The 25,963-nt window shown below is 63.4% G+C and carries 25 protein-coding genes, 1 other RNA gene and 2 riboswitches; of the genes, 13 read left to right on the top strand and 13 right to left on the bottom strand.

Features of this window, described 5'->3' with window-relative positions; translation table 11 throughout:
* Positions 1-30: 30 nt before the first annotated feature.
* Entirely contained in the window at positions 31-1,197 is a 1,167-nt protein-coding gene (locus F1002_RS06915) for an ABC transporter substrate-binding protein (RefSeq protein ID WP_150428282.1), read from the bottom strand.
* Positions 1,198-1,296: 99 nt separating this feature from the next.
* On the opposite strand from F1002_RS06915, the gene queC reads away from it, so the two are divergent.
* The gene (queC, locus tag F1002_RS06910; protein WP_150428281.1) at positions 1,297-1,974 is read left to right on the top strand and encodes a 7-cyano-7-deazaguanine synthase QueC; all 678 of its coding nucleotides are present in this window, start codon (positions 1,297-1,299) and stop codon (positions 1,972-1,974) included.
* 2 nt (positions 1,975-1,976) lie between these two features.
* Complete coding sequence (locus F1002_RS06905) at positions 1,977-3,077, top strand: YeeE/YedE family protein (protein WP_150428280.1); 1,101 nt, start codon at positions 1,977-1,979, stop codon at positions 3,075-3,077.
* Positions 3,078-3,131: 54 nt separating this feature from the next.
* Here the strand turns inward: F1002_RS06905 and F1002_RS06900 are convergent, their stop codons facing one another.
* The 10 genes from F1002_RS06900 to F1002_RS06855 form a co-directional block, all read right to left on the bottom strand.
* On the bottom strand, positions 3,132-3,350 hold the full coding sequence (locus F1002_RS06900) for a hypothetical protein (RefSeq protein WP_150428279.1): 219 nt from the start codon (positions 3,348-3,350) through the stop codon (positions 3,132-3,134).
* A 59-nt stretch (positions 3,351-3,409) separates the two neighbouring features.
* Complete coding sequence (gene yidD, locus F1002_RS06895; RefSeq protein WP_150428278.1) at positions 3,410-3,772, bottom strand: membrane protein insertion efficiency factor YidD; 363 nt, start codon at positions 3,770-3,772, stop codon at positions 3,410-3,412.
* Between the two features lie 130 nt (positions 3,773-3,902).
* Entirely contained in the window at positions 3,903-4,781 is an 879-nt protein-coding gene (locus tag F1002_RS06890) for a Tim44 domain-containing protein (RefSeq protein WP_150428277.1), read from the bottom strand.
* Between the two features lie 102 nt (positions 4,782-4,883).
* A complete protein-coding gene (locus F1002_RS06885; RefSeq protein ID WP_150428276.1) occupies positions 4,884-6,161 on the bottom strand; it encodes a cobyrinate a,c-diamide synthase in 1,278 nt (425 codons plus the stop codon).
* 68 nt (positions 6,162-6,229) lie between these two features.
* Positions 6,230-8,323 carry a TonB-dependent receptor gene (locus F1002_RS06880; protein ID WP_150428275.1) on the bottom strand — a complete coding sequence of 698 codons (2,094 nt, stop codon included), beginning with the start codon at positions 8,321-8,323 and terminating at the stop codon, positions 6,230-6,232.
* 68 nt (positions 8,324-8,391) lie between these two features.
* A riboswitch (cobalamin riboswitch) is annotated at positions 8,392-8,599 on the bottom strand.
* Between the two features lie 178 nt (positions 8,600-8,777).
* Positions 8,778-10,397, bottom strand: a complete 1,620-nt coding sequence (locus tag F1002_RS20945; protein ID WP_191090329.1) for an adenosylcobinamide amidohydrolase — start codon at positions 10,395-10,397, stop codon at positions 8,778-8,780.
* A gap of 10 nt (positions 10,398-10,407) precedes the next feature.
* Complete coding sequence (gene cobO / locus F1002_RS06870) at positions 10,408-10,998, bottom strand: cob(I)yrinic acid a,c-diamide adenosyltransferase (RefSeq protein ID WP_150428274.1); 591 nt, start codon at positions 10,996-10,998, stop codon at positions 10,408-10,410.
* 4 nt (positions 10,999-11,002) lie between these two features.
* The gene (locus F1002_RS06865; RefSeq protein WP_150428273.1) at positions 11,003-11,776 is read right to left on the bottom strand and encodes an ABC transporter ATP-binding protein; all 774 of its coding nucleotides are present in this window, start codon (positions 11,774-11,776) and stop codon (positions 11,003-11,005) included.
* Positions 11,773-12,750, bottom strand: a complete 978-nt coding sequence (locus tag F1002_RS06860; protein WP_150428272.1) for an iron ABC transporter permease — start codon at positions 12,748-12,750, stop codon at positions 11,773-11,775. Before F1002_RS06860 ends, F1002_RS06865 begins: the two co-directional genes overlap by 4 nt.
* A gap of 4 nt (positions 12,751-12,754) precedes the next feature.
* Positions 12,755-14,662 carry a TonB-dependent receptor domain-containing protein gene (locus F1002_RS06855; protein WP_191090328.1) on the bottom strand — a complete coding sequence of 636 codons (1,908 nt, stop codon included), beginning with the start codon at positions 14,660-14,662 and terminating at the stop codon, positions 12,755-12,757.
* Positions 14,663-14,765: 103 nt separating this feature from the next.
* Positions 14,766-14,973: riboswitch (cobalamin riboswitch) on the bottom strand.
* 115 nt (positions 14,974-15,088) lie between these two features.
* On the opposite strand from F1002_RS06855, the gene F1002_RS06850 reads away from it, so the two are divergent.
* The 5 genes from F1002_RS06850 (at position 15,089) to F1002_RS06830 (ending at position 17,162) form a co-directional block, all read left to right on the top strand.
* Complete coding sequence (locus tag F1002_RS06850) at positions 15,089-15,286, top strand: hypothetical protein (protein WP_150428270.1); 198 nt, start codon at positions 15,089-15,091, stop codon at positions 15,284-15,286.
* Between the two features lies 1 nt (position 15,287).
* Complete coding sequence (locus F1002_RS06845) at positions 15,288-15,623, top strand: cell division protein ZapA (protein ID WP_150428269.1); 336 nt, start codon at positions 15,288-15,290, stop codon at positions 15,621-15,623.
* A 28-nt stretch (positions 15,624-15,651) separates the two neighbouring features.
* A non-coding RNA gene (gene ssrS, locus F1002_RS06840) (6S RNA) lies at positions 15,652-15,832 on the top strand.
* A 65-nt stretch (positions 15,833-15,897) separates the two neighbouring features.
* On the top strand, positions 15,898-16,356 hold the full coding sequence (locus F1002_RS06835; protein ID WP_150428268.1) for an EVE domain-containing protein: 459 nt from the start codon (positions 15,898-15,900) through the stop codon (positions 16,354-16,356).
* Positions 16,356-17,162, top strand: coding sequence for a sulfite exporter TauE/SafE family protein (locus F1002_RS06830; protein WP_150428267.1), 807 nt, complete (start codon positions 16,356-16,358; stop codon positions 17,160-17,162). Before F1002_RS06835 ends, F1002_RS06830 begins: the two co-directional genes overlap by 1 nt.
* Here F1002_RS06830 and F1002_RS06825 read toward each other — a convergent pair.
* Positions 17,149-17,925: an enoyl-CoA hydratase/isomerase family protein gene (locus tag F1002_RS06825; protein ID WP_150428266.1), complete on the bottom strand. Its 777-nt coding sequence runs from the start codon at positions 17,923-17,925 to the stop codon at positions 17,149-17,151. The genes F1002_RS06830 and F1002_RS06825 overlap by 14 nt on opposite strands.
* Before the next feature lie 118 nt (positions 17,926-18,043).
* Between F1002_RS06825 and F1002_RS06820 the strand changes: the two genes are divergently transcribed.
* From F1002_RS06820 to F1002_RS21440, 4 genes are all read left to right on the top strand, one after another.
* Positions 18,044-18,364: a DUF485 domain-containing protein gene (locus F1002_RS06820; RefSeq protein WP_191090327.1), complete on the top strand. Its 321-nt coding sequence runs from the start codon at positions 18,044-18,046 to the stop codon at positions 18,362-18,364.
* The gene (locus F1002_RS06815; protein ID WP_150428265.1) at positions 18,364-20,028 is read left to right on the top strand and encodes a cation acetate symporter; all 1,665 of its coding nucleotides are present in this window, start codon (positions 18,364-18,366) and stop codon (positions 20,026-20,028) included. The genes F1002_RS06820 and F1002_RS06815 overlap by 1 nt, the downstream gene beginning before the upstream one ends.
* Before the next feature lie 121 nt (positions 20,029-20,149).
* Complete coding sequence (locus F1002_RS06810; RefSeq protein WP_150428264.1) at positions 20,150-20,668, top strand: PAS domain-containing protein; 519 nt, start codon at positions 20,150-20,152, stop codon at positions 20,666-20,668.
* On the top strand, positions 20,643-21,929 hold the full coding sequence (locus F1002_RS21440; RefSeq protein WP_150428263.1) for a methyl-accepting chemotaxis protein: 1,287 nt from the start codon (positions 20,643-20,645) through the stop codon (positions 21,927-21,929). Before F1002_RS06810 ends, F1002_RS21440 begins: the two co-directional genes overlap by 26 nt.
* A gap of 14 nt (positions 21,930-21,943) precedes the next feature.
* Here the strand turns inward: F1002_RS21440 and F1002_RS06800 are convergent, their stop codons facing one another.
* Positions 21,944-22,615 carry a GntR family transcriptional regulator gene (locus F1002_RS06800; protein WP_150428262.1) on the bottom strand — a complete coding sequence of 224 codons (672 nt, stop codon included), beginning with the start codon at positions 22,613-22,615 and terminating at the stop codon, positions 21,944-21,946.
* A gap of 157 nt (positions 22,616-22,772) precedes the next feature.
* Here F1002_RS06800 and scpA point away from each other — a divergent pair, with 157 nt between their 5' ends.
* A complete protein-coding gene (gene scpA, locus F1002_RS06795; protein WP_150428261.1) occupies positions 22,773-24,923 on the top strand; it encodes a methylmalonyl-CoA mutase in 2,151 nt (716 codons plus the stop codon).
* A gap of 6 nt (positions 24,924-24,929) precedes the next feature.
* On the top strand, positions 24,930-25,940 hold the full coding sequence (gene meaB, locus F1002_RS06790; RefSeq protein ID WP_150428260.1) for a methylmalonyl Co-A mutase-associated GTPase MeaB: 1,011 nt from the start codon (positions 24,930-24,932) through the stop codon (positions 25,938-25,940).
* The last annotated feature ends 23 nt before the right edge of the window (positions 25,941-25,963 follow it).

Here is a 25,963-nt window from a genome sequence, read left to right as displayed (position 1 = left end):
GCTTTGTCCGGAGCAGCCGGTCGCCAGGGCTTACTTCATCTTGCACTGGCCGGCATAGGCGTCGGCGTGGTTGGCGAAGATGATGCCCATGGTCCTGTTGGTGATGCGGCCGCCGGCATCCTTGCCGATGGCGCGCAGGACATAGTTCTGCACCGGATAGTGGTTGGTGTTGAACTTGAAGTCGCCGCGCACGGACTTGAAGCGCTTGGCTTCGAGTGCCTTCTGCAACGCCTTCTTGTCCTCGACATTGCCCTTCACGTCGCGTACGGCGGCATCCATCATCAGTGCCGCGTCATAGCCCTGCGAGGCGTACAGCGAAGGCAGACGGCCGTATTCCTTCTGGAAATCGGCGACGAAGCGCTTGTTCTCCGGATTGTCCATGTCGTGTGCCCAGTGCGACGAGTTGAACATGCCGAGCATCGAGCCGCCGACGGCCTTGATCACATCCTCGTCGGCCGAGAAGCCGGGGGCGAATAGCTGCGTGTCGCGCGACAGGCCGGCCGAGACGAACTGCTTGACGAAGTTGATGCCCATGCCGCCCGGCAAGAAGAAGAACAGCGCATCCGGCTTGAGGCTGCGGATCTGGGCCAGTTCGGCGGCGTAGTCGAGTTGGCCGAGCTTGGTGTAGATCTCTTCCGAGACCTGGCCCTTGTAGTAGCGGCGGAAGCCGGAGACGGCATCCTTGCCGCCCGGGTAGTTCGGGGTGACGATCACGACATTCTTGTAGCCCTTGTCCTGAACGACCTTGCCGACGGCTTCGTGCAGGTTGTCGTTCTGCCAGGCGACGTTGAAGAAGAAGGGGTTGCACTGCTCGCCGGCGTATTGCGACGGGCCGGCGTTGGCCGAGATGTAGAAGGTTTGGTTCTGGAACACGGCCGGGCCGACGGCCAGCATGATGTTGGAGAAGACGATGCCGGTCATGAAATCGACCTTGTCCTTTTTCAGGAACTTGTCGGCGACCTGCTTGGCGATATCCGGGCTTTGCTGGTCGTCGGCGACCAGCACCTCGGCCGGCAGGCTGCCCAGCTTGCCGTTCAGGTGCTTGATGCCGAGCTGGAAACCGTCGCGGATGTCGACGCCGAGGCCGGCACCGGGGCCGGAGAGGGTCGAGACGAGGCCGACCTTGATCCGGTCGGCGGCGTGGACGGAACCGGCCAGCAGCATGGCGGCGGCAAGGGCGGTCAGGCGAGGCATCATCTGAATCTCCGGTATGGTGGGCCAAAGCGGGAAATTGTAGCGCAGGAACAAGCAGATACCATCGCGGTCCATAGTCATTTTCGGGTATATTCGCGCCCCATGATGAAGCCTGCTGTCGTACTCCTTTCCGGTGGTCTCGATTCCGCCACCTGTCTCGCCATCGCCCGCTCGCAGGGCTTTGATTGTTATTGCCTGTCCTTCGATTATGGCCAGCGCCACAACGCCGAACTGAAGGCGGCCGAACGCGTCGTCCAGGCGCTGGGCGCCCGGGAGCACCGTGTCGTCAATTTCGGCATTGCCCAGTTCGGGGGCTCGGCGCTGACCGATACCTCGATCGCCGTGCCGACCGGAGGCGTGCAGCCGGGCATTCCGGTCACCTACGTGCCGGCCCGCAACACCATCATGTTGTCGCTGGCGCTCGCCTGGGCCGAAGTGCTCGGCAGCGACGACATCTTCGTCGGCGTCAATGCGGTCGATTACTCGGGCTACCCCGACTGCCGGCCGGAATACATCGCCGCCTTCGAAAAGATGGCCAACCTGGCAACCAAATCGGGGGTCGAGGGCCATAAGCTCGCCATTCATGCGCCGCTGATCGATTTGTCGAAGGCCGAGATCATCCGCTTGGGTTCCGCCCTGGGCGTCGATTATGGCCTTACCGTGTCGTGCTACCAGGCCGACCAGGAGGGCCGCGCCTGCGGCGCCTGCGATTCCTGCCGCCTGCGTGCCGAAGGCTTCGCTGCCGCCGGCGTGCCCGATCCCACCCCATATCGCGCCTGATCATGGAAACCGTTACCCCCGGCACCGTCCTCTGGCTGGCTTTCGCCGTCGCCTTCGTTTTCGGCGCCATCGGCCAGAAAACCCATTTCTGCACCATGGGAGCGGTCTCCGATATCGTGAACATGGGCGACTGGAGCCGCATGCGCATGTGGCTGCTGGCCATCGGCGTCGCCATCCTCGGTGCCGGCTTCCTGCATGCGGGTGGCCAGATCGACCTCGGCAAGACCATCTACCGGACACCGACCTTCGCCTGGCTGTCCTATCTCGTCGGCGGCACCTGCTTCGGCATCGGCATGGTGCTGGCCTCCGGCTGCGGCGGCAAGACGCTGATCCGCATCGGCGGCGGCAATCTGAAATCGCTGGTCGTTTTCGTCGTGCTGGGGCTCGTGGCCTACATGACCCTGCGCGGCGTCTTCGGCGTCTTTCGCGTCAACGTCCTGGAAAAGGCGGCGATCACCTTTCCGGGCGGGCAGGATATTCCTGCTCTCTTGACGGCTGCCGGTGTCGACGCGAAAACGGCCTTCTGGCTGGCCGTGCTGGGCGTCGGTGGCGGCCTGACTGCCTTCTGCCTGTTCAAACGCGATTTCTGGACCCTCGACAATCTGCTCGGCGGCCTGGGTGTCGGCTTGACGGTCGTTGCCGCATGGTATGTCAGCGGTCACATTGGCTACCTCGCCGAACATCCGGAAACGCTGGAGGAGGCTTTCATCGCCACCAACAGCGGGCGCATGGAATCGCTATCTTTCGTCGCGCCGCAGGCCTATACGCTGGAGTTGCTGATGCTGTGGTCCGATACCAGCCGTACGGTGACCTTCGCCATCGCCACGGCGCTCGGCGTGATGGCCGGCTCCTTCGTGTGGAGCGTGCTGACCCGCAGTTTCCGTTGGGAAGGCTTTGTCAGTCTCGAAGACACGGCCAACCACCTGATCGGCGCCGCCCTGATGGGTTTCGGCGGTGTCGTCGCCATGGGATGCACCGTGGGACAGGGCATCACCGGCTTCTCGACGCTGGCGCTCGGCTCCATCGTCACCTTCGGCGCCATCGTCGTGGCGGCGGCGGCAACGCTCAAATTCCAGTACTGGCGTTTGATGCGCGAAGCCTGATCCGGCCTGTCAGTCGGAAGACGGCCGGAATCGACGAACGCCTGGGCAAGCCGCTCAGGCGTTTTCGTTTTCCTTGAGCTTTTCGATGACCAGCGGAAAAGCGCCGGAGCCGATCAAGGCCACGGCGGAAACGACGAAGGCCAGTCCGGCCATCGGATCGTCGAGCACGGGATGGATGGCGCTACCGAAGCCGGCGAGGCTGAGCAGCCCCGGAATGGCGCAGAGCGCGCCAAGCGCGGTGAGGATGAGGAAGGACAGGGGGTAGCGGCGCATGGTGACAGTCTACACGGCTTGCCACCCGGCGGCGACCTCTGCCCCGGCTGGTCTTGCGGTCAGGTAGCCGTACCTTGTCCGCCGTCCTTGCGACGGCTGTTCCAGTTGCAGTCGCCCGGCAGGCTGCTGGCGATGTCGCAGGCCTGGCCGGGATCGATATCGCACGAACAATCGCAGAAACCGGCCTGCGCACTGCGCATGAGCGGTGAGCGGTGACGCCGGAATTCCTCGCCGCAGCGACCGAGCCGCCGACGCAGCAGCAACAGCCCGCGCAGCGTGCCATGGCGCCGGATGACCCGGTAGCCCAGCGCCGAACAGCTGGCCTTGCCCGTGTAGTAGCGGTAGGCGCAGCAAAAGCCCTTGCGCGGGGAGAGGTGGTGTTGATAGGCGCGAATGGCAGCGAGCGCGAGGCGTCGGAGCATGCGGTTCTCCTGTGCCGAGGTCGGCGAAGACTGCCCGCGCGTCGGGTATTTGTGTCGCGCTACGCGGAAAGCGGGCAAAAAAAACCGGCGGGAAAGGGCCGCCGGTTTTGTCGGGAAAGCGCCAGAGCGCTTACTGGACCTGCTGGATGCCGGACAGAACCCAGCCGCGGGAGCCGTCGCGCGGCTTGGTCATGTGCCACATTTCGGCAAAGGCCTCGGCCGGTGCGTGATCGTCTTCGCGGATCAGGCCGGAGAAATGCACGGTCACGACGTAGCGATTGGCTTCTTCGGCAACGTCGATCACGTCGGCGTTGAGCTGGACGACATCGGTCGTCTGCTTGGCGCCCTTGCGCTCGTCGATGGCCAGCTTGATCTCGGCGAACATTTCCGGTGCGGTGAATTCGCGGATATCGTCGAGGTTGCCGGCATCGTTGGCGGCCTGCAGGCGAATGAAGTTCACCTTGGCATTGCGTACGAAGCCCTCGACATCGAAATCGGCCGGGATGCTGGCAACGCCCGCAGCGGTCACTGCGGCCGGAGCAGCGACAGAACCGCCAGCCGGCGCGAAGTCAGGCTGGGCCGCCTTGCCACCGTAGGGGGCGCCGGCACCGGCGTACTGCATGCCTTGATGGCCCTGGGCAGCGGCCTTCTTGCGCATGAAGAAGCCGATTGCGCCAATCACGATCATCGCCAGCAGGGCGATCATCATGAAGTTGGCCAGTTCTTCGCCGAAACCGAAATGCGAAGCCAGCGCGGCGAGGCCGAGACCGGCGGCGAGGCCGGCGAGCGGGCCCATCCACGAGCGTTTCGGTTGTGCTGCGGGCGCCGGGGCAGCCGCCTGACGCGGGGCCTGGGCGGGCGCGGCCTGATGCGTGTTGTTCGGGGCGACCGACTGGCGCTGCATGCCGGACGAACTGCCGCCGCCGAGGCGTTTCGCCGCTTCGGCATCGTTGATCTGCAAGCTGAAGCCGAGCACCAGCGCTGCGGCCATCATTACGAAGTTTTTCATCCTTGTCTCCTGTTTGTGGAAAACGACTGGCGTAGTGTAACCCGTCAGTTAAGTGGGATTTAGCAGTGTATTTAGGTGTGACTATTCGGTATTTTCGAAGTGTCAGCCGAGCAAAGCGGCGACCGCTTCCGGATTGGACGGGAAGTAGAGATGGACATACGACGCGGTCAGTCGATTCAGGCGGTAGACGGCCTCGCCTTCACGCCCGTCGGCGGTGCGCGCCCGGGTCAGTGGGGCCAGCGGCGACTCGCTTTTCGAGTAATGGAAGGTGTGCCCGGACAGCGAGCCTTCGGGCAGATCGACGAATTGCGTACCGAGAGCGGCCAGCCGTTTCTGCATGACCGAGCGGCCGGGCAACAGGCCGCCGAAGCGATGGGTGGTGCCGGCTTTGTCCACGACTTTCCCGAACAGGCTCATCATGCCGCCGCACTCGGCGAGCAGCGGCTTGCCGGCCGCAACGTGGTCGTGCAACTGCTGCCACAGCACAGTATTGCTGCCGATGGCCGGGGCGTGCAGCTCAGGGTAGCCGCCCGGCAGCCAGACGGCGTCACAGGAGGGCAAGCTTTCGCCGGCGACCGGCGAGAAGAAACGCAGGTCGGCGCCCAGTTGCCGCAGGGTCTGCAGGTTGGCCGGGTAGATGAATCCGTAAGCCGCATCGTGGGCGATGGCGACGGTCTTGCCGGCGAGCAGCGGCGCCGTGTCGGGTGGCGCGGCCATGGCGAAATCGACCAGGGCGGGCAGGTCGACGGTGGCGCTGGTGGCGAGTGCATCGGCCAGCTTGTCGAGGCGCTGCCCGAGGTTGTCGATCTCGGCGGCCTGGAGCAGGCCGAGATGGCGCTCGGGCAGGCTGTCGTCACTTTTCGGCAGGGCACCGAACCAGCCCATGCCGGGGGGCAGGCTTTCCTTCAGCATGTCGGCATGGCGAGGGCTGCCGACGCGGTTGGCGAGCACGCCGGCGAAAGGCAGGCCGGGACGGTAGCTGGCCAGACCGTGGGCTACGGCGCCGAAGGTCTGGGCCATCTTGCCGGCATCGATCAGGGCCATGACCGGGATGGCGAAGCGTTCGGCGATATCGGCGGCCGAGGGCTGGCCGTCGAACAGGCCCATGACGCCTTCGATCAGGATCAGGTCGGAGTCGGCAGCCGCCTGGGCCAGGCGCCAGCGGGCATCGGCTTCGCCGCACATGCCAAGATCGAGGTTCTGGCAGGGGCGGCCGCTGGCGAAGGCATGGATCTGCGGGTCGAGAAAGTCGGGGCCGCACTTGAATACGGTGACGTGCCGGCCTTGCCGGGCATGCAGGCGGGCCAGGGCGGCGGTGACGGTGGTCTTGCCCTGGCCGGAGGCCGGGGCGGCGATGAGGAGGGCGGGACAGGCGGGCATGGTGGCGGGAGGCGGGATGTGAGAGGGGATGATAGACCCTCCCGGCGGGGAGGGTCGCGAGTGAAGGATCAGAAGCTGGCGCGCAGGCTGAGGCGGAAGGTACGCGGTTCAAGCGGATGTACCAGTCGGCCGTCGATGGCGGTGCCAGAGCCGCAGCCGCCGGTGCCGGCCAGCGCTTCGTTGCGCGAGCAAGCGCCGCCCCAGTACTCGATGTCGTTGGCCCGCTTGTCGAACAGGTTGAGGATGTCGAGGGTGAGTTGCAACTGGGGGGTGATGCGGTAGCCGGCTTTCAGGTTGGCCATCCAGAATGCCGACGACTTGTGTTCGCCGGTTTCCTCCAGCGCGTAGGCGCCGAGGTAGCGCAGGCGCAGGCCGCCGAACCACGGGCCGCCGTGGTCGGCGGTGAGGCCGAGCGAGGCGGTCAGCGGAATGGCGTTGGGTACGCGGCGGCCGCCGTTGTCGACGTTGGCTTCGCGGAAGCGGGCCTGCGACCAGGCGATGTCGGCGTCGACGATCCAGCCGTCAACCGGCGTGATGTAGTTGGACCATTCGACACCGTGCCGGCGCGAGGCCCCTTTGGGTTCGGTGATGCCTTCGTCGCCGACGAAGACCAGTTCGGAGGCCAGCGCCATCTGCCAGACCGACAGGTTGGTGTGCCATCCCTTGAGCGGCGTGGCGCGCAGGCCGAGTTCGCTGCCCTTGGCCTTGACGATCAGCGGCACGGCGTCGACGGCGCTGCCGTCCTGCGGATTGGTGCGTGCCGTGGTGCCGCGCGCATCGTTGCTGTGGAAGCCGTGGCCCCAGTTGGCGTAGAACTCGGTCGGCCCGAGCAAATCGAAGGGGCCGAAGACGAGGCCGAGTTTCGGGCTGGTCTGGCCGGCCGAGGCCTCGCCGCCGTTGCCCATGTTGAACTGTCCGGCCAGCGGGGTGACGCGGGCGTCGATCTGGTCGCGCCGCAGGCCGAGCGTGCTGCGCAGCCAGCCGGTCCATTGGGTGCGGGCTTCGAGCAGGAAGGCGAGCGCTGTCTCGCGGATGCGGTCTTCGCGGATGGTCCGCGTGCGCTGCCGGTTCTCGGTGGCGTACAGCCCGACGAGCGAAATCCGGTCCTGACGCAACTGGAGGCCGGCGCTCAGTTCGGTGTCCTTCCATTGCGGCCCGAGGAACCAGCTGTGCCGGACCTGTCCGCCCCACAGCAGGCGCTCGTCGGCCTGTTCGTGCTGATCGCCCTGCACGCCGTTGATGTAGCCGGACGGGTTGGCGAAGTAGTTCAGGCCGTAATCGACGACGTAGAGGTTGAGCTTGCTGGCCCCGGACTCGTTGGTACGCGCCCAGTCGCCGGACAGGCTGGTGCGGTGCGTCTTGCCGCCGTCATTGGGCGACTGGGCGCCGAAACGGCCGATCTCGCCATTGGCGATGGCGCGTTCGGGCACATGCTCGGTGGCTGTCCAGTCGGCCTTGTAGGCCATGCCGGCCAGCGAAAAGCCGTTGGCGGCGTTGCCCGAGGTCAGACGCAGCACGCCGTTGGTTTTGTTGAGCTTCTGCGGCTGATCCCAGGGGCCGTCATAGCCGCCGACATCGATGGCGCCCATCAGATTGATATCGCCCAGGCTGTGTCCGCCGGCGGCGAGCAGGCGCCGGAAATTGTGCTGGCCGGCGCCGAGTTCGACGAAGCTCCGGTCGAGTTTGCGCAGGTAGTCGATGCGTGCCGAGCCGGTCGTGGCGAAATCGCCGTCCTCGGCCGCATAGACGCCCTTGCGGTAGCGGATGCCGCCGATCAGTTCGGGGATCAGGAAATTGAGATCCATGTAGCCCTGGCCGTGGGCGTGGCTGGCCATGTTGACCGGCATGCCCAGGACGTGGGTGGCGAAGTCGCTGCCGTGGTCGAGATTGAAACCGCGCAGGAAATACTGGTTGGCTTTGCCGTCGCCGGAGTGCTGGGTGACGATCATGCCGGGCACGGTTTCCAGCGCTTCGGCCGGACGCAGCAGCGGGCGGTTGGCCAGTTGCCTGGCGGTGACCGTGCCCTCGGTGGCCGAGTCGGCGACACCGGTCAGGTCGCGCTGGCCGCTGCTGACGGTCACTTCCTGCAGGGTGGGTAGGCCGGCGGCGTGGAGGTTGCCGATGCCGGCCATGGCGGCCAGCAAGAACAGACGGTGTTGCATGGTGCGACTCCTGTGAACGACCGTCCGCATTCCCGCAGCCGGTCAGTTGCCATCGCTGCCGCAGGCGGCGGCAGCACGAAGCAACAGGCCGGTCTCCGGGCTGGCAAGTCTTGATGCGCCGCCTTCCCAAGTTGTCACTCAGTGGCGTCATGGCGTATCCGCACTTGCTTACCGTTGCGGGGGCAGCCGGGGCATTGCGATCGCGTGGATCGCGCACCCCGTTCCCGTTTCACCCGACGCCTTGCGGCGGCGGGCACCTGTTGCGGTTTCCGGCTGATACATCAGATTCTTGCCGCCGGAAGGACAAGATCGGGTCGTGCATTCCTTACGGTTTGGCTGGCTCGATCAACGCCAGCTTGCTGGTCAGTGGGTCACGAAATACTTCGCCGCCTTGGTCGTAGCCGCTGTCCGCTTGCCGAACATGGCGGGCGGGCGATCTTGAGGAGCAAGCCGTTCATGGTGTGACTTGTCTGAAACCCTGCCGGCGATCCCAGTCGACGTAGAACAGGCGCGTCTGCTCGGCGGTGAAGGCGAAGCGCCGCTCACCGCCGCTGGCGACGACACTTTCGCCGGTCGAGAAATCGAGTTCCGGCTCGCGGCCGGTGCGGTTGTTGACGACCAGCGGTAGGCCGGTTTCGGCGCTGCGCCGTTCCCAGGCGTCGCCCGGTCCCATGCCGTCCACCGGCGGCCAGGCGGACGGGGCCAGCAGGATGGCGGCGCCCTGTGCGCGCAGGCGGGCGGCCGGTTCCGGCCGGTAGGTATCGGCGCAGATCAGCACGCCAACCGGGATGCCGTCGATGACGAAGGGGGCGCCACCGCTGCCTGCCGTGGACCAGCTTTCGACGCTGCCGATCGGGCGCTGCTTGCGGTAGGTGCCTCGCAGCGCGCCGTCGCGGTCAATGACGGCGACGCTGTTGTGCAGTTTGCCGCTTTTGGCATCGCGCTCGGCAAAGCCGATGAAGAGCGCCACACGGTTGTCGCGGGCGATGGCAGCCAGCTTGCTCATCCAGGCGTCGGGATAGGGAGCGATCCAGTCGGTACCGATGCGCTTGGCGAAGTTGTAGCCGGTTTCGGCCAGTTCCGGCGTGACGATCCAGTCAGCGCCCCGAGCGATCGCCTCGCCGATGCCGGCCTCGATACGCGCGCGATTGCCGGCGATGTCGCCGGGTACGGCATCAAGATGCAGAAGAGCGAGGCGCAGGGATTCCGGAGCCTTGGGGGGGGCTTCGGTGGTTGCCGTGAAGCGCTGGCTGCCGGGCAGGAAAAGGCCGTTCTGCTTGCCGAGCGCGGCGATCACTGCCTCATGACTGGCCTTGCCGATCAGTTCGCCGATCCGGCTGTGGCCGCCGGTGTAGCTGGCCTGCGGCCCTTCGGTACCGGAAACGACGATGATGCTGTCGGTACCGGTACCCGTCGCCTGTACCGTCGGCGTGTAGGTGCTCGCCACCTGGAGGTCCTGCAGCGCGGCGGTCTTGCCCTCGGTGACGGTGATCAGGCTGCGGGCCAGCGCGGCATCGGTGAGCCGGATATTGGTCAGGACCAGAATGTTGATGGTGCCGGCCGGCTCGTTGCCTTCGATGTAAGTGCCGGCATCGACGCCGGTGCGGATGGCATTGGATTTGGCGCCGGCGGTGGCCAGCACGGTGACTGTCAGCGGGCCGTGGCGCTTGGTGACGACTGCCAGGTTGTCCATGTCGGCGGCGGTGGCCATGTGGGCGACCGCCGACTTGGCGAGTTGCAGGTCGCGGGCGGTCCCGGCATGGATATATTCGCCGTAGGCCTTGCCGCCGCGGCCGTCCAGGCCCATGAACTCGATGCCCAACTTATGCCAGAGCAGCGGGTGGCCGGCGTGGTTCAGCGCGGCATGGGCGTCGAGCAGGCCGTCGGAGGTCGACAGCGTGCGCCGCGCCTCGGGGAAGCGGACGACCAGCCGCTTTTCCCAATAGCCGTCGCGTTCGCCGCGCAGGATCCGGGCGTCGGCCCGGACGTCGGCCGGCAGGTCGATTTCGCCGGCGCGGGCGATGGCCGACAGCAGGAGCAGGCCGCACAGGGCCAGGTGGCGGAGGGCGTTCACTGTTCGGATCTCAGAATTCGAGGCCGGGCATGGCTTTGATGCCGGCCTGGAAGGCGTGCTTCTCCATGCCGATATCGCTCACCGTGTCGGCGGCATCACGCAGGGCCTGCGGCGCGGCGCGGCCGGTGACGATGACGTGCTGCATGGGTGGTCGGGAGAGCAGGTTGGCGATCACCACATCGAGGTCGAGCCAGCCGTACTTGAAGGCATAGGTCATTTCGTCGAGTACGACGAGGCCGATGTCCGGATTGCTCAGATGGCCGCAGGCGACTTCCCAGGCCGCCTGCGCCGCCTGGGCGTCGCGCTCCTTGTCCTGGGTTTCCCAGGTGAAGCCTTCGCCGCCGACGTGCCAGGCGACGTCCGGCTGGCGGCGGAAGAAGGCTTCCTCGCCGGTATCCGAGCGGCCCTTGACGAACTGGACGACGCCGACCTTCAGGCCGTGGCCGAGGGCACGGGCGACGACGCCGAAAGCGGCGCTCGACTTGCCTTTGCCGTTGCCGGTGTTGATCACCAGCACGCCGCGTTCTTCCTGGGCGGCGGCGATCTTGCCATCGACGACGGTTTTCTTCTTCTGCATGCGTTGTTCGTGGGTAACGGTCATTTTTCTATTCCGGGATGAAACAGCGATGGCCTCGATCTTCGATCTGTCGCAGGCCGTAGCCGTAGAGTTCGGACAGCGTCGCAGCCGTCAGGATGTCGTCGACCGGTCCTATTTCGGTTTGCCCGTCACCGTGGACGAGCAGGGCGCGGTCGCTGAAGCGATGGGCCAGCGCCGGGTCGTGGAGGACCATGACAACACCGGCACCTTCGTTGCGTGCCGTGCCGGCAAACAGTTCGAGGACGGCCATCTGGTGGTTGAGATCGAGGTGGGACAGCGGCTCGTCGAGCAGGTAGAGCGGCGCTTCCTGGGTTAGCAGCGTGGCGATGGCCAGTCGCTGGCGTTCGCCACCGGACAGGGTATGGATCTGGCGATCCTCCATGCCGCGCAGGCCGACCGCGCTCAGGGCATCGCGGGCGAGAGCGGCGTCCCGGGAGGTTTCCCAGTCCCAGCGGCCGAGATGCGGGTGGCGGCCGGTCAGGGTCGTTTCCAGCACGGTCGAGCCGAACGGGTCGTTCTGGAACTGGCCGAGCCAGGCGCGGCGCAGCGCAGACTGGCGCGGATGCAGGCCAGCTGCATCGTCGCCGGCGAACAGTACCGTACCGGCGGCCGGTTTGCGCAGGCCGGCCAGCGTGGACAGCAAGGTCGACTTGCCGGCGCCGTTGCGGCCGAGGATGGCCAGCCGTTCGCCGGCCGCCAGATTGAGGTCGAGGCGGTCGATAATGACCTTGTTGCCAACTGTTACGCACAGTTGCCGGGTTTCGAGCAGGGGCCGGCTCATTTCGGCTGCCTCGACAACAGGAACAGGAAAACCGGCACCCCGATCAGCGCCGTCAGCACGCCGACCGGCAGTTGCTGCGGCGCGATGATGGTCCGCGCCAGCGTGTCGGCCAGCACCAGCAGCGAGCCGCCGGCCAGCACCGAGGCCGGGAGCAGCAGGCGCTGGTCGTTGCCGGTGGCCAGACGGACCAGATGCGGCACGACCAGACCAACGAAACCGATTGAGCCAGCCGTGGTTACCGATGCCGCCGTGGCCAGCGAGGCGAGCAGGTAGATCGCGTAACGAAGCCGATCCACCGCCACGCCCAGCGCCTGGGCCTGCATCATGCCGCGCGACAGCAGGTTCAGTTCGCGGGCGAAGGGAATGGACAAGGTCAGCGCCACAGCGAGTGCGAGCACGGCCGGCCACCATTGTGCGCTCTGACCCAGATCGCCCATCAGCCAGAACAGCATGCCGCGCAGCTTGTGCTCCTCGGCAATGGCCAGCATCAAGGCCACCAGTGCGCCGCAGCCGGCGGCGACAATCACGCCGGTGAGCAGCAGGCGGGTTTGCGTCCAGCTGCCGTCACCGTGGGCCAGCCCGAAGACAATGAACATGGCACCAAGCGCCCCGGCGAAGGCCAGACCGTCGATACCGAGAACCGGCAGGCCGATCAGGATGGCGAACGTGGCGCCCACCCCGGCGCCACCGGAAATGCCCAGTACGTAAGGATCGGCCAGCGGATTGCGCAGCAGCACCTGCATCAGTGCCCCGGCCAGCGCCAACAGGCCGCCGCAGGCGAAGCCGGCGATAGCCCGTGGCAGGCGCAACTGCAGTACGACATCGCCACCAGCGCCTTCGCGGCCGAGAAGGGAGGCGAACACCTCGCTATAGGAAACCTTGAAACTGCCCACCGTCAACGCGAAACCGAAACTCAACGCGGCCAGCAGAACGAGGCTGGCGAGGATTAGGAAAGCACGTTGGCGGGTGGGCATCGGTTTACTGGAAACTGTAGCGGATGCCTGCAAAAGCCGACAGGCCCGGCGTGCCATAAATGACACTGGTCGAACGGGCGATGTCGTAGTTGCGGTCGAACAGGTTGTCCACGCGGGCAAAGGCCTGCCATTCCTTGTTGAAGGCATAGTTGGCGAACAGGTTGGTCAGCGCATAGCCGCCCATGTGCACCTGGTTCAGGCCGGTTTGCCAATGCGGATCGTCGTAGCGTCCACCCACCGCCTTGAACTCGATGCCGCCCCGGAAGGCACCGGCGACATAGGTGGCGCTGACCAGGCCGAAGGCCTTTGCCCGGCGCCGCAGTTGCTGGTGATGATCCTGATCGCGCGGGTCCTGGAAGGTGGCGTTGGCGTTGAGCAGCCAGCTGCCGAGTGTCGTTCCGGCGCTGATCTCGACCCCGTCGATGATCGCCTGTCCGACGTTGGCGGGTGTCGAGAAGAAAGTGTTGGGATCGGTAGTCCACTCAATCAGGTTATTGATCTTGTTGCGGAAGTAGGTGATCCGGGCCTGTGTCGCGCCTTGCTGGAAGCGCAACGAGGCTTCCGCATTGCGCGACTCCTCCGGCTTCAGATTGGCGTTGCCGCTGCCGACACCGGCGGTGAACGGAAAGTAGAGATCGTTCATGGTCGGCGCCTTGAAGGCCGTACCATAGCTGCCGGCCAATCGCCACGATGGGGCCAGCTGATAGCCGTAGCCGAGGAGCCAGGTTTCGCGCTGGCCGAACTGCGAGTTGTCGTCGCTGCGCAGATTGGCCTGGAAGGCGTGCGAGCCGAGTACAGCATTCCAGCCGAGCAGGGCCGAATCGATGGTACGTGCTTTCCGCGAGTAGTTCTTGGTCGAGTCAACTTCCTGCTCCAGTCGCTCCAGGGCGACCAGCGCGCTGCCCAGCGGTAGCTTGAGGTCGTTTTGCCAAGTGTATTGTTTCTGGGTGGTCTTGAAGAAGCTGACAGGATCGCCGATGACCGACTCCGGGCTTTCCGTGCGGTCCTCGCCCTGGGCGAGCTTCAGCGTCGATTTCCAGAAGGAGGTCGGGGCGAGGCTGGCGTAGGCGAAGGCGCCCGATACGCGGTGCTTCATCTGGTAATCGAGCCTGGCGTCAACATTTACAAAAGCGTTCGGGTCCCATTTGTATGCGTCGTAGCGGTTGGTCGATACCGAGTTGAAGACGCCGGCGCCAACCTCGGCATCCTTGCTGAAGTTGTAGCTGGCGTTCAGGTTCAGGTTGCTGTTGCGGTAACCGTCGCGATCCGGGTTGTAGCCAGGGTACTTGGGCGATTCGATGGCATTGATGCCTTGGGTGCCGCTGATACCGCCCTTGATGCTGTAGCTCAGATTACCGATCCGGTTGGCATGGGCGAGGCTGGTTTCGTAGGTCGAGGCGCTGCCGGCGCCGACCTGGGCGGAGAGCCGTGGGGCGTCGCCGGGAGCCTTGGTGAAAATCTGGATGACGCCGCCGATGGCGTCCGATCCATAGAGCGCGGAGGCCGGGCCGCGCAACACCTCGATTCGCTCTATCTGCGCTAAAGGGATCATCTGCAGGGCGGTGGCGCCGGTCGTGGCAGAGCTCACCCGCATGCCGTCGAGCAGGATCAGCGCATGGCCGCTGTTGGTGCCGCGGATAAAGACACTTTCGTCGGCGCCGCGACCGCCGGAACGTCCGAATTCGACTCCGGCTGTGCGGCCGAGCAATTCGCCCAGCGTGGCAGCCGGACCGACCTGTTCGATGTCCTGGCGTTCGATGATGGTGACTTCGGCAATGGCCTCATTGGCGCGTTGCGACTGGCGCGTGGCGGTGACGACAACCGGGTCGAGCGTGGCGAGCAATTCAGCCTGTACCGGGGCAATAAAGGCGAGCGGCAGGAGGGCTGCCAGCGGCTTCAAACGTGGACTCATGGTCATTCCTTTTCCCGGCGGGCGTCCCCGCATGCCGGAAGTGTGTTGAAAAGGAAATGCCGGGGAACGGGCCGGTCAAACTGGCGCCACCACCCCGTGGCACTTCGATATTTTTGTTTCAGGCCGGTATCCGGGCTTGCAAGTCTTGACGTATCGCCTTCCCGGGTTTTTACCCAGTGGCCTCGTGATACGCCCGCACTCGCTTACCGTTGCGGGGGCAGCAGCGGAATGGTCTGTGTGGAGACGCACCGCTTTCCCGTTTAACCGCGCTTGGAGATTCCGCGCGCAGCACCTGACACGGCGCGCATTCTACATTCATCTCCATTTCGATGCATTAGCCGTTTCGCGGCAAACTTCTATAAACCACTTTGAGAATAAAGGCTTAGTCCTTGACCATGCGGCATTTTTGACTCTATAGTTCGCGCCATGAACGTCGAACTAGATACTCTTGAAGCCAAAATCGAGCAGGTTGTCGCTCTGGTTCACCAGTTGCGTGCCGAGAATGAGGTTTTGAGAAACCAGATGGTCGCCGCCGAGGCTGAGCGGCTGCATTTGCGTCAGACCATGACTGCCGCGCGCGAGCGTCTCGAAGGCCTGATGGACAAGATCCCCGAGGATGCCTGAGATGAGTCTGGAGCCGAATTTCCTCGACGTGAAGATCATGGGGCGCGAATACCGTGTCGCCTGCGGTCCGGAAGAGCGCGATGCCTTGCTGGCTGCGGTCGATCTGGTCGACGGCAAGATGCGCGAGATTGCCCAGCGCACCAAGAACACCATCGCCGAACGCGTTGCCGTCATGGCTGCGCTCAACATCGCTCACGAGCATCTTTCGGGTGCCGGTACGGGTGAGCAAAAAGAGTTCGTGGAAGCGGTTGATACTTCCGAAACGAAGCGTAGAATCGGTGACATGGGAGCGCGGCTGGATGCTGTGCTGGCGCCCCAGCAACGGCTGGACATCTGATCGGTCGTTGTTGGCGTCACCCGCCGAGTGTTCCCTGCGGTGTTTGTTAAGGCCATACATTCCTTGAACCAATGCTGATTGGCATCGGTTGCGGACCGTTGAAACCGCTGTTGTGCGCGCTCTTTGACGAGCGTGCCTGATGCGGGAGGAAAGCAGCCACTCTGAACCCAGGTTCAGGATGCCGGCCTGACGGCACTCGCGGGGGCCTGTATTTGCAGTAAAGCAACGGGTGGCAGATTCGTCTGCCACCCGTTTCCATTTCGGAGTTCGTGCAATGCAGTACTGGCTGATGAAGTCGGAGCCCGACGAGGTGTCGATCGGCGACCTGGAACGTCTTGGCTCGGTTCCCTGGTTCGGTGTGCGCAACTATCAGGCGCGCAATTTCCTGCGCGATGCGATGAACGTCGGTGATCTGGCCTTCTTCTATCATTCAGGTTGCGCCGAGCCCGGTATTGCCGGAATTTGCGAAGTGTCGTCGGAGCCCTATCCGGATGCCACACAATTCGATCCCGCCAGCCCCTATCACGATCCAAAATCGCCTCCGGACAAGCCGCGCTGGTTGCTCCGGGATGTCCGTTTCGTGCGCCGGACGCCCTATCAGACGCTGACCGAACTGCGTGCGCATGCGGAACTTGCTAACATGCGCCTCCTTGCCCGCGGCAACCGGCTGTCGATCATGCCGGTCAACGAGGAAGAGTGGGCGTTCATTACCAAACAATTGATGGGGTTGTGATGACGATCTGGTGGCTGGCTTACATTGCCCTGGGTGCATTTGCCGGTTTTTTTGCCGGCTTGCTCGGTATTGGCGGCGGCTCGTTGATGGTGCCGGTTCTCGTCATGCTGTTCACCGCTCAGGCGTTTCCGGTGGGTGAGGTCATGCATCTGGCGCTCGGCACGTCGATGGCGACCATTTTCTTTACTTCGATTTCCAGCGTCCGTGCGCACCACGCCCATGGCGCCGTGCTGTGGCCTATCGTCCTGCGTATTACGCCGGGCATCATCGCCGGTACGCTGATCGGCACGCATGTGGCCAGTCTCGTGCCGACCAAGGCGCTGGCCCTGATCTTCACCCTGTTCATCTGCTACGTCTCGGTGCAAATGATCATCAACCTGAAGCCCCAGCCGCATCGCGAGTTGCCGGGTGCCCTTGCGACGGGAGCGGTTGGTGCCGGGATCGGTTTCATTTCCTGTCTGGTGGCGATTGGAGGCGGTGTGCTCTCGGTGCCGTTCATGACCTGGTGCAACGTCAAGATGCAGAACGCCATCGGCACGTCGGCGGCGATCGGTTTTCCGATCGCGCTGGGCGGTGCGTTGGGGTATATCTGGAACGGCTGGTCGGTCAGCGGTTTGCCGTCCGGCAGCATGGGATTCGTCTATCTTCCGGCCATGGTTGGCGTGGCGGCGGTCAGTGTGCTGACCGCGCCGATCGGTGCGCGCCTGACCCACCAGTTGCCGGTGAAAACGCTGAAGCGGGTATTTGCGGGCATTCTGCTGGCCCTTGCCGGCAAGATGATGTGGGGCTTGTTCAGCGCGCCTTGAAAACCGGTTTTCGCTTTTCCAGGAAGGCGGCAAGGCCTTCCTGGTAGTCCTCGGTTTGCAGGAAGGCGAAAGACTCGGCCTTTTCGGTGTCGGTCAACGGTCTGCCGTCGAGCAGGCGGCGTATCCACTGTTTGTGCCAGCCGGCGACCAGTGGCGCCCCTGCGCAGATGCGGCGAGCGGTGGCGTAGGCTTCTTCGATCACGTCGCTGTCGGCGACAACCCGCGTCAGCAGGCCTTTTTCATAGGCTTCCGGGGCCTGCATGATGCGCCCTTCGAGGAGGATTTCCTTGACGACGCTTGGCCCGAGCAGACGGAGTAGGCCTTCCATTTCGCCCGGATACATCGAAAAACCCAGACGGTTGATCGGCGCTCCGAAGCGGGCGCTTTCGCCGGCGATCCGGAAGTCGCAAACGCCGGCGATTTCCAGCCCGCCACCAATGCAGGCACCGCTGATCAGCGCCACCGTCGGGTGCGGGCAGTCCGCAATGGCGTTGAGTGCCTTGGCAACTTCGTTGTGATAGTCGAGGGCCTGCTCCAGGGTGGCGCGGCCGGTCACAAATTCCTCGAGGTCGCCGCCGGCTGCAAAGGCCTGGTCGCCAGCGCCGCGCAAAATGATGCAGCGGACTCCGGCGTCGCCGCTGAGGCGTCCGACTAGCGCGGAAAGCTGCTGCCACATGGCCCGATTGATGGCGTTCAGCTTGTCGGGATTGTTCAAGGTCAGGGTGGCGATTTCGCCCTGAACGTCGAGGTCGATGTTGCTCATGTGCATGTTTCCTTGTGATTAATTCGAATTATGGAGAGCGAAATTCTGGTCTCTTGTGTCTTCTATAAGATATAATTATGAATGCAGTTTGATCTAATTATTAATAAGGGAGATAACGATGAGCAGCGCGATGTATGAGCGGATGCGAGCCAATCCGAAGTTCACGGAACTGGTTGCCCGTCGGGGACGGTTTGCGTGGACCCTGGCTTTCATTGTCCTGGCCATGTTCTATGGTTTCGTGATGGTTGTTGCCTTCAATCCGTTGTCCCTGGGGCAGCCGATTGCCGAAGGGTCCAAGGTGACGGTGGGGGTTGCCGTCGAACTCTTCATGTTCATTTTCTTCTGGGCGCTGACCGCAGTGTACGTCAAGCGCGCCAATGGCGAATTCGACGCCTTGACTCAGGAGATCGTCAAGGAAGCCTGGAAGGAGAACAAATAATGCTGCGCCAAATCATTACCGCGCTCGGCCTGCTCGGCCTGAGCACCCTGACGCTGGCTGCCGATGCCGTTGCCCAGACCGAAAAGCAGGCGACCAACTGGCACGCCATCATCATGTTCTGCATCTTCGTCGCGATGACGATGGGCATTACCTACTGGGCTGCCTCGCGCACCAAGTCGACGTCCGATTTCTACACCGCCGGCGGCGGCATCACCGGTTTTCAGAATGGCCTGGCCATTGCCGGCGACTATATGTCGGCTGCCACCCTGCTCGGGCTGACCGCCATGGTCTATACCCAGGGCTATGACGGTTACATCTACATGCTCTGCTTCTTTGCCGGCTGGCCGATCATCCTGTTCCTGATGGCCGAACGCCTGCGCAACCTGGGCAAGTTCACCTTCTCCGACATCACCGCCTATCGCCTCGACCAGGGCAAGGTGCGCACGATGGCCGCGATTTCGTCGCTGACTGTCGTCTGCTTCTACCTGATTGCCCAGATGGTCGGTGCCGGCCAGCTGATCAAGCTGCTCTTCGGCCTGGAGTACAACACCGCGATCTTCGCCGTCGGCATCCTGATGATGGTCTATGTCACCTTCGGCGGCATGGTTGCCACGACCTGGGTGCAGATCATCAAGGCCTGCATGTTGCTCTCGGGCGGCACGCTGGTCATGTTCCTGGCGATGAGCGAGTTCGGTTTCTCCTTCACCAACCTGCTGGAGAAAGCTACGGCAGTCCACAAGCTGGGCGACAAGCTGATGTATCCCGGCGCCCTGCTCAAGGACCCGGTCACCGCCATTTCGCTGGGTCTCGGCCTGATGTTCGGTACGGCCGGCCTGCCGCACATCCTGATGCGCTTCTTCACCGTGACCGATGCCAAGGAAGCGCGCAAGTCGGTACTCTATGCCTCCGGTTTCGTTGCCTACTTCTTCAACGTCATCTTCCTGATGGGCCTCGCCGGCATCCTGATCGTCGGCCAGAACCCCGAGTTCTTCGAAGGCGGCACGGTCGGCGGCAAGCTGGTCGGTGGCGGCAACATGGTCGCCATGCACCTGGCCAAGGCCGTCGGCGGCAACATGCTGCTCGGCTTCCTGGCTGCCGTGGCTTTCGCCACCATCCTGGCCGTGGTTTCCGGCTTGGCGCTGGCAGGCGCTTCGGCGATCTCGCATGACATCTACGCTCGCGTGATCATGAAGGGGCAAGCTTCCGAAGCCACGGAAATCCGCGTTTCCAAGATTGCCACCATCTGCCTCGGCGCCGTCGCCATCGTGCTCGGCATCCTCTTCGAGAAGCAGAACATCGCCTTCATGGTCGGTCTGGCCTTCGGCGTGGCGGCTGCCGCCAATTTCCCGGTGCTGATCCTGTCGATGTACTGGAAGGGCCTGACGACGCGCGGTGCGCTGTTCGGCGGCTACGGTGGCCTGATTTCGGCCGTGCTGTTCGTGCTCTTCTCGAAGTCGGTGTGGGTTGACGTGCTGGGCAACAAGGCGGCGCTCTTCCCCTACACCCAGCCCGCATTGTTTGCGATGCCGATTGCCTTCCTGCTCGCCTATGTCTTCTCGAAGAGCGATTCCAGTGTGCGTGCCCGACAGGAAATCGACGCCTTCGAAGATCAGTACGTCCGTGCCCAGACTGGTTTCGGTGCGGCCTCCGCCAGTAACCACTAAATAGTTCAGGCTTTGTCAAAACCCCGGCAGCGCAGGCTGCCGGGGTTTTTTTTCGTCCGGCCCTCGTTGATATATGTAAAATTTACGATCTATAGTAAATTCATGAGAACCGGAGGGCGACATGAAGAGAGCCATTCAACCCAGTAACATCGAACGCAAGATGCGGGAAGACGATTTCATCGTTTCCAAAACCAACTCGAAGGGCATCATTACCTATGGAAACCCGATATTCATCGAGTTTTCAGGGTATTCCGAAGAAGAGTTGCTCGGTTCCCAGCACAACATCATCCGTCATCCCGATATGCCCCGTGCGGCCTTCAAACTGGCCTGGGACACCATACAGTCCGGCAAGGAGTTCTTCGCCTACGTCAAGAACATGTCCAAGGATGGCGGCTTTTACTGGGTGTTCACCCACATCACGCCGGATTTCGACGGCAACGGCAAGGTCGTGGGTTATACCTCGGTGCGCCGTTGCCCCTCAGCCGACGCCGTCGCCAAGATCGAGCCGGTCTATCGGAGCATGCTGGCCGCGGAAAAGGCGGCTGGATCGCGCTCGGCCATCGAGGCCGGTACCGCAGTCCTGGTAGACATCATGAAACAGACCGGAATGAGTTATGAAGAACTGGTTTTCTCCCTCTAAACGCAAGGCGTTACTGGTCTTTCTCCTAGTATTGGCCGGGGGCGTGGCCTTTGTGTCGGCATGGGCGGTAATCGGGGTGGCTGTCGCCGCATTGTTGGTCTTGTTGCTACCCGCAGCGGAGTCGCGGGCGGACCTCGCCAAGGTCGACGACTTGTTGCGCAAGGTTGGTAGCGGGCAACTGGTTGCGCGCTTGCCGCATACCCTGGATGACCCAGTGCTGGAGGCGATCCGGGTCAACCTGAACTCCGTGCTCGATCAAACCGAGACGGCGTTTCGCGAAATTCTGGGCGCAATGCAGGCATCGTCGAGCGGAAATACGACCCGCCGGCTGCAGCTGCCCGGCTTGCACGGCACGTTTCGCAGTGTCCTCGAGCAGATGCAGAGCCTGCTTGACCATCTCGAGGCGGCGCAGGAGTCGATTGCCCGCGAAGCCCTGCTGTCGCGAATTTTTCTGCGCTCGGAGCGCGGCTTGTCACTGGCGATCGAGCACGTGGAACAGTCTCTGCGCGAGGTAGGCGGAAACTCGCGTACCTCGCGTTCTCTGGTTGCGAGTTTCGGGGAGTCGGCCAGCGGCATGTCGACGGCGGCCCAGCGCATGTCGGAGGCTCTGGGTGAGGCGCAACAGGCAGCGAAAAGAGGGGTGGGAGCGCTCGATGACCTGAATGCAAAAACAGCCGATATCCAGTTGCTGACTACTCGGATCGACGGCGTTGCCAAGCAGACCAATCTGCTGGCCTTGAATGCGGCCATCGAAGCGGCGCGGGCCGGTGAGGCTGGAAGGGGCTTTGCGGTGGTTGCCGACGAGGTGCGCAAGCTGGCGGATCAGGCCCAGCATTCCGCAGAGGAGATTTCGGCAGCCATCGCGGCAATCATGCTTTCGATGCAATCGGCCACGGCGCAAATCGGTGCGCTAACGGATTCGGTGTCCGAAGCGCGGCAGACCGCGTTCGAATTCAGCAGCGAACTGGCCGGCTCGGCGTCGTCGGCCAACCAAGTTTGCGACTTGGTGACGACGATCGAGGCGGGCGCCAGTGCCATGGAATCTTCCATGGGGCTGGTTGCGACGGCCCAGCGAGCCAGGGCGGATGCCGCGTCGATCCTGCACGGTCAGGAGGTAAACATCACCTCGTTGTCGGCGATGGAGCAGGAGGCCGTCAAGATTGCCCGCTCACGTCGCTGGGTCAAGGGCAGTCACGATCGTGAGGCGCTGGTGGCAATCTACGACCGGTTGTTTGCCGGAATCGAAAGCCGGATGCATTGATCCGCAAGCCGCTGTCAGGCAGCTTTCGGCGTCTTTGCGTCCATCTTTGCCAGCGCTTCGCGACCGGACAGCAGGTGATCGTGCATCAGCCTCTCCGCCTTGGGGGCGTCGCTGGCCGCCAGGGCGGCCATGATCAGGCGGTGTTCGTCGAGCGACTGTTGCAGGCGCCCCTCAAGCGACAGCGAATGGAGGCGGGATAGCTTCAATACCTTGCGCAGGTCCTGGATGACCGACAGCAGCCAGCGATTTCCGGACAATTCCTGGATGCGCTTGTGGAATTCCTGATTGGCCTCGAAAAAAGCATCGATACGGCCGTCGCGGGCTGCGCTTTCGAGGTGGCCATGGATATCCTGCAAGGCCGCGATGTCGCCCGATTTGGCATTGCGGACCGCTTCGGCGGCACAACGTCCTTCGAGCATTGCCATGAGCGGGAAGATGTCGTCGAGGTCCTGGCGCGAGATTTCGGTGACGTAGCAGCCCCGACGCGGACGGAGTTCGACCAGTCCCTCAGAGGCAAGCACCTTCAGTGCTTCGCGTAGCGGGGTACGCGAAATGCCGTACTGTTCGGCCAGTTTTTGCTCGTCGATCCAGGTGCCCGGCGTCAGTTCGTGGGCGAAAATCCGCTGGCGGAGACGTTCAGCGACTTCCTGGTACAGTGCGGTGGGTGCGATGCGGGTCATTGTGATGTGGTCTCGGTGGACAATTCGGTACTTTGCCGACTTGATTCCGTAATTATGGATACAGTATTATGTGGGGCTTGGTATGTCAAGCTTGGCCCAAAAGCGTAGAATTTTGAATTCTGCATGATCGGCCGAAAAAAATCGACTCGACGAGGGGTGTTTCATGTCCGAAAAGTTCTTTGATTCCAATAACCTGGATGCTTGGGAAAAGGCTGCAGCAAAGCAGTCGCCCGGCGGTGACGTTAACAATCTGGTTTGGAATACGCCGGAAGGCCTGGCCGTCAAGGCGCTGTATACGAAGAAGGACACCGAGAACCTCGAGTTCGCCGACACCCTGCCGGGTGTTGCCCCCTACCTGCGTGGCCCGCAGCCGACCATGTACGCGGTCAAGCCGTGGACCATTCGCCAATATGCCGGCTTCTCCACCGCCGAGGCCTCCAACGCCTTCTACCGCAAGGCGCTGGCTGCCGGCGGTCAGGGCGTTTCCGTCGCCTTCGACTTGGCCACGCACCGCGGTTACGACTCGGACAACGCCCGGGTCACCGGCGATGTCGGCAAGGCCGGCGTGGCGATCGACTCCGTGGAAGACATGAAGATCCTGTTCGACGGCATCCCGCTCAACAAGATTTCCGTGTCGATGACCATGAACGGCGCCGTGCTGCCGATCCTGGCCGGCTACATCGTCGCCGCCGAAGAGCAGGGCGTGAAGCAGGAGCTGTTGTCTGGAACGATCCAGAACGACATCCTCAAGGAATTCATGGTGCGGAACACCTATATCTATCCGCCCAAGCCGTCGATGAAGATCATTGCCGACATCTTCAGCTACACGGCGCAGAACATGCCGAAGTTCAACTCGATCTCGATTTCGGGTTATCACATCCAGGAAGCCGGTGCCAACCAGGCCATCGAGCTGGCCTTCACGCTGGCCGACGGCATGGAATATGTGCGCACCGGTGTCGCTTCCGGCATGGATGTCGATACCTTCGCCGGCCGCCTGTCCTTCTTCTGGGCGGTGGGCATGAATTTCTACCTCGAAATCGCCAAGATGCGCGCTGCGCGCCTGCTCTGGCACCGCATCATGTCCGGCTTCAACGCCAAGAGCCCGAAGTCGATGATGCTGCGCACGCACAGCCAGACTTCCGGCTGGTCGCTGACCGAGCAGGACCCGTACAACAACGTCGTCCGCACCACCATCGAAGCGATGGCGGCCGTCTTCGGCGGTACACAGTCACTGCACACCAACGCGCTCGACGAAGCTATCGCACTGCCCACCGAGTTCTCGGCCCGTATCGCCCGCAACACCCAGCTGATCATCCAGGAAGAGACCCACATCACCAACGTGATCGATCCATGGGCCGGTTCCTACATGATGGAAAAGCTGACCCAGGACATGGCCGACAAGGCTTGGGGCATCATCCAGGAAATCGAAGCCATGGGCGGCATGACCAAGGCCGTCGAATCCGGCTGGGCCAAGATGCAGGTCGAAACCTGTGCTGCCGACAAGCAGGCGCGCATTGACTCGGGCAAGGACGTCATCGTCGGGGTCAACAAATACAAGCTGGCCAAGGAAGACGCGCTCGACATCCTCGATATCGACAACCACGCCGTGCGTGACGCCCAGGTCGCCCGCCTCAAGCAAATTCGTGCCACCCGCGACAGTGCCGCCGTCAATGCCGCGCTGGAGGCGCTGACCAAGGCCGCCGAGAGCGGCGAAGGCAACCTGCTCGACCTGACCGTCAAGGCGATCCGTCTGCGTGCCACGGTCGGTGAAGTATCCGATGCGCTGGAAAAGATTTTCGGTCGTTTCCGCGCCAACAACCAGACCATTTCGGGTGTGTACGGAGGCGTTGTGGAAGGTCAGGAAAGCTGGGAGCAGATCAAGGCCGATGTCGCCAAGTTCGCCGAAGAAGAAGGCCGTCGCCCGCGCATCATGATCGCCAAGCTCGGCCAGGACGGCCATGACCGTGGCGCCAAGGTGGTGGCTACCGCCTACGCCGACCTCGGCTTCGACATCGACATGGGCCCGCTCTTCCAAACCCCGGAAGAAGCCGCCCGCCAGGCCATCGAAAACGACGTGCATGCCATCGGTTGCTCCTCGCTGGCCGCCGGCCACAAGACCCTGGTGCCGCAGATCATCCAGTCGCTGAAGGCGCAGGGCGCCGACGACATCATCGTCTTTGCCGGCGGTGTCATTCCCGCACAGGACTACGATGCACTCTATGCCGCCGGTGCCAAGGCCATCTTCGGCCCGGGTACCCGCATCGAGGATTCGGCCAAGCGCGTGCTGGAAGAAATCCGCAAGGCCCGCGCCTAAGCCCGGATGAAACTGGACGAAGCGCCGGTGCGTGCCAATCTCCTGTCTACCGCCGACCAGTCGCTGGTCGACGGCGTGCTGGCGGGTCAGCGTCGCTCGCTGGCCAAGGCCATCACGCTGATCGAATCGACCCGTGCCGATCACCAGCAGCGGGCGCAGCAGGTATTGACCGCGCTGTTGCCGAAGACCGGCAACGCGATCCGCATCGGCATCTCCGGCGTGCCGGGGGCGGGCAAGTCCACCTTCATCGAGGCGCTCGGAGTCTGGCTGATCGAGCAGGGCAAGAAACTCGCCGTGCTGGCTATCGACCCTTCGTCGTCGGTCACCGGCGGTTCCATCCTCGGTGACAAGACGCGCATGGAATTGTTGAGCCAGCGTGAGGAAGCCTTCATCCGTCCCAGCCCGTCGGCTGGTTCACTCGGCGGCGTTGCCGAAAAGACGCGCGAAGCCATGCTGCTCTGTGAAGCGGCCGGCTACGACGTGATCATCATCGAGACAGTCGGCGTTGGTCAGTCGGAAACGACGGTCGCCGGCATGGTCGACATGTTCTGCCTGCTGCAATTGCCGAATGCCGGCGACGACCTGCAGGCCATCAAGAAAGGCATCGTCGAGATCGCCGATCTGGTGGTCATCAACAAGGCCGACATCGACAAGCAGGCGACCGCCGTGGTTCGTGCCCAGTGGCGCAATGCGCTGCACATGCTGCGTCCGGCCTCGCCCAACTGGGCCCCGCCGGTGATTGCCCTGTCCGCCCTGCACAAGGAAGGCATCGTCGATTTCTGGGAACAGGTCGAGAAATACCAGTCGGCCCTCAAGCCGACCGGCGAATTTGCCGCCAAACGCCAGCATCAGTCGCTGTCCTGGATGTGGCAATTGATCGACTCAGGCCTGCGCCAGCACTTCCGCCATCACCCGCGCGTGCAGGAAAACCTGCCCGCTTTTACCCGATCCGTCGAGGAGGGCCATACGACCCCGGCTGCTGCCGCGTATGCGCTGCTCGACTACCTGAAACACTAATTAGTCGTAACTCAGAGGGAGTT

The organism is Dechloromonas sp. CZR5 (genome assembly GCF_008711155.1).
GTDB lineage: Bacteria > Pseudomonadota > Gammaproteobacteria > Burkholderiales > Rhodocyclaceae > Azonexus.
This window is presented reverse-complemented; position numbering and strand designations above follow the sequence as displayed.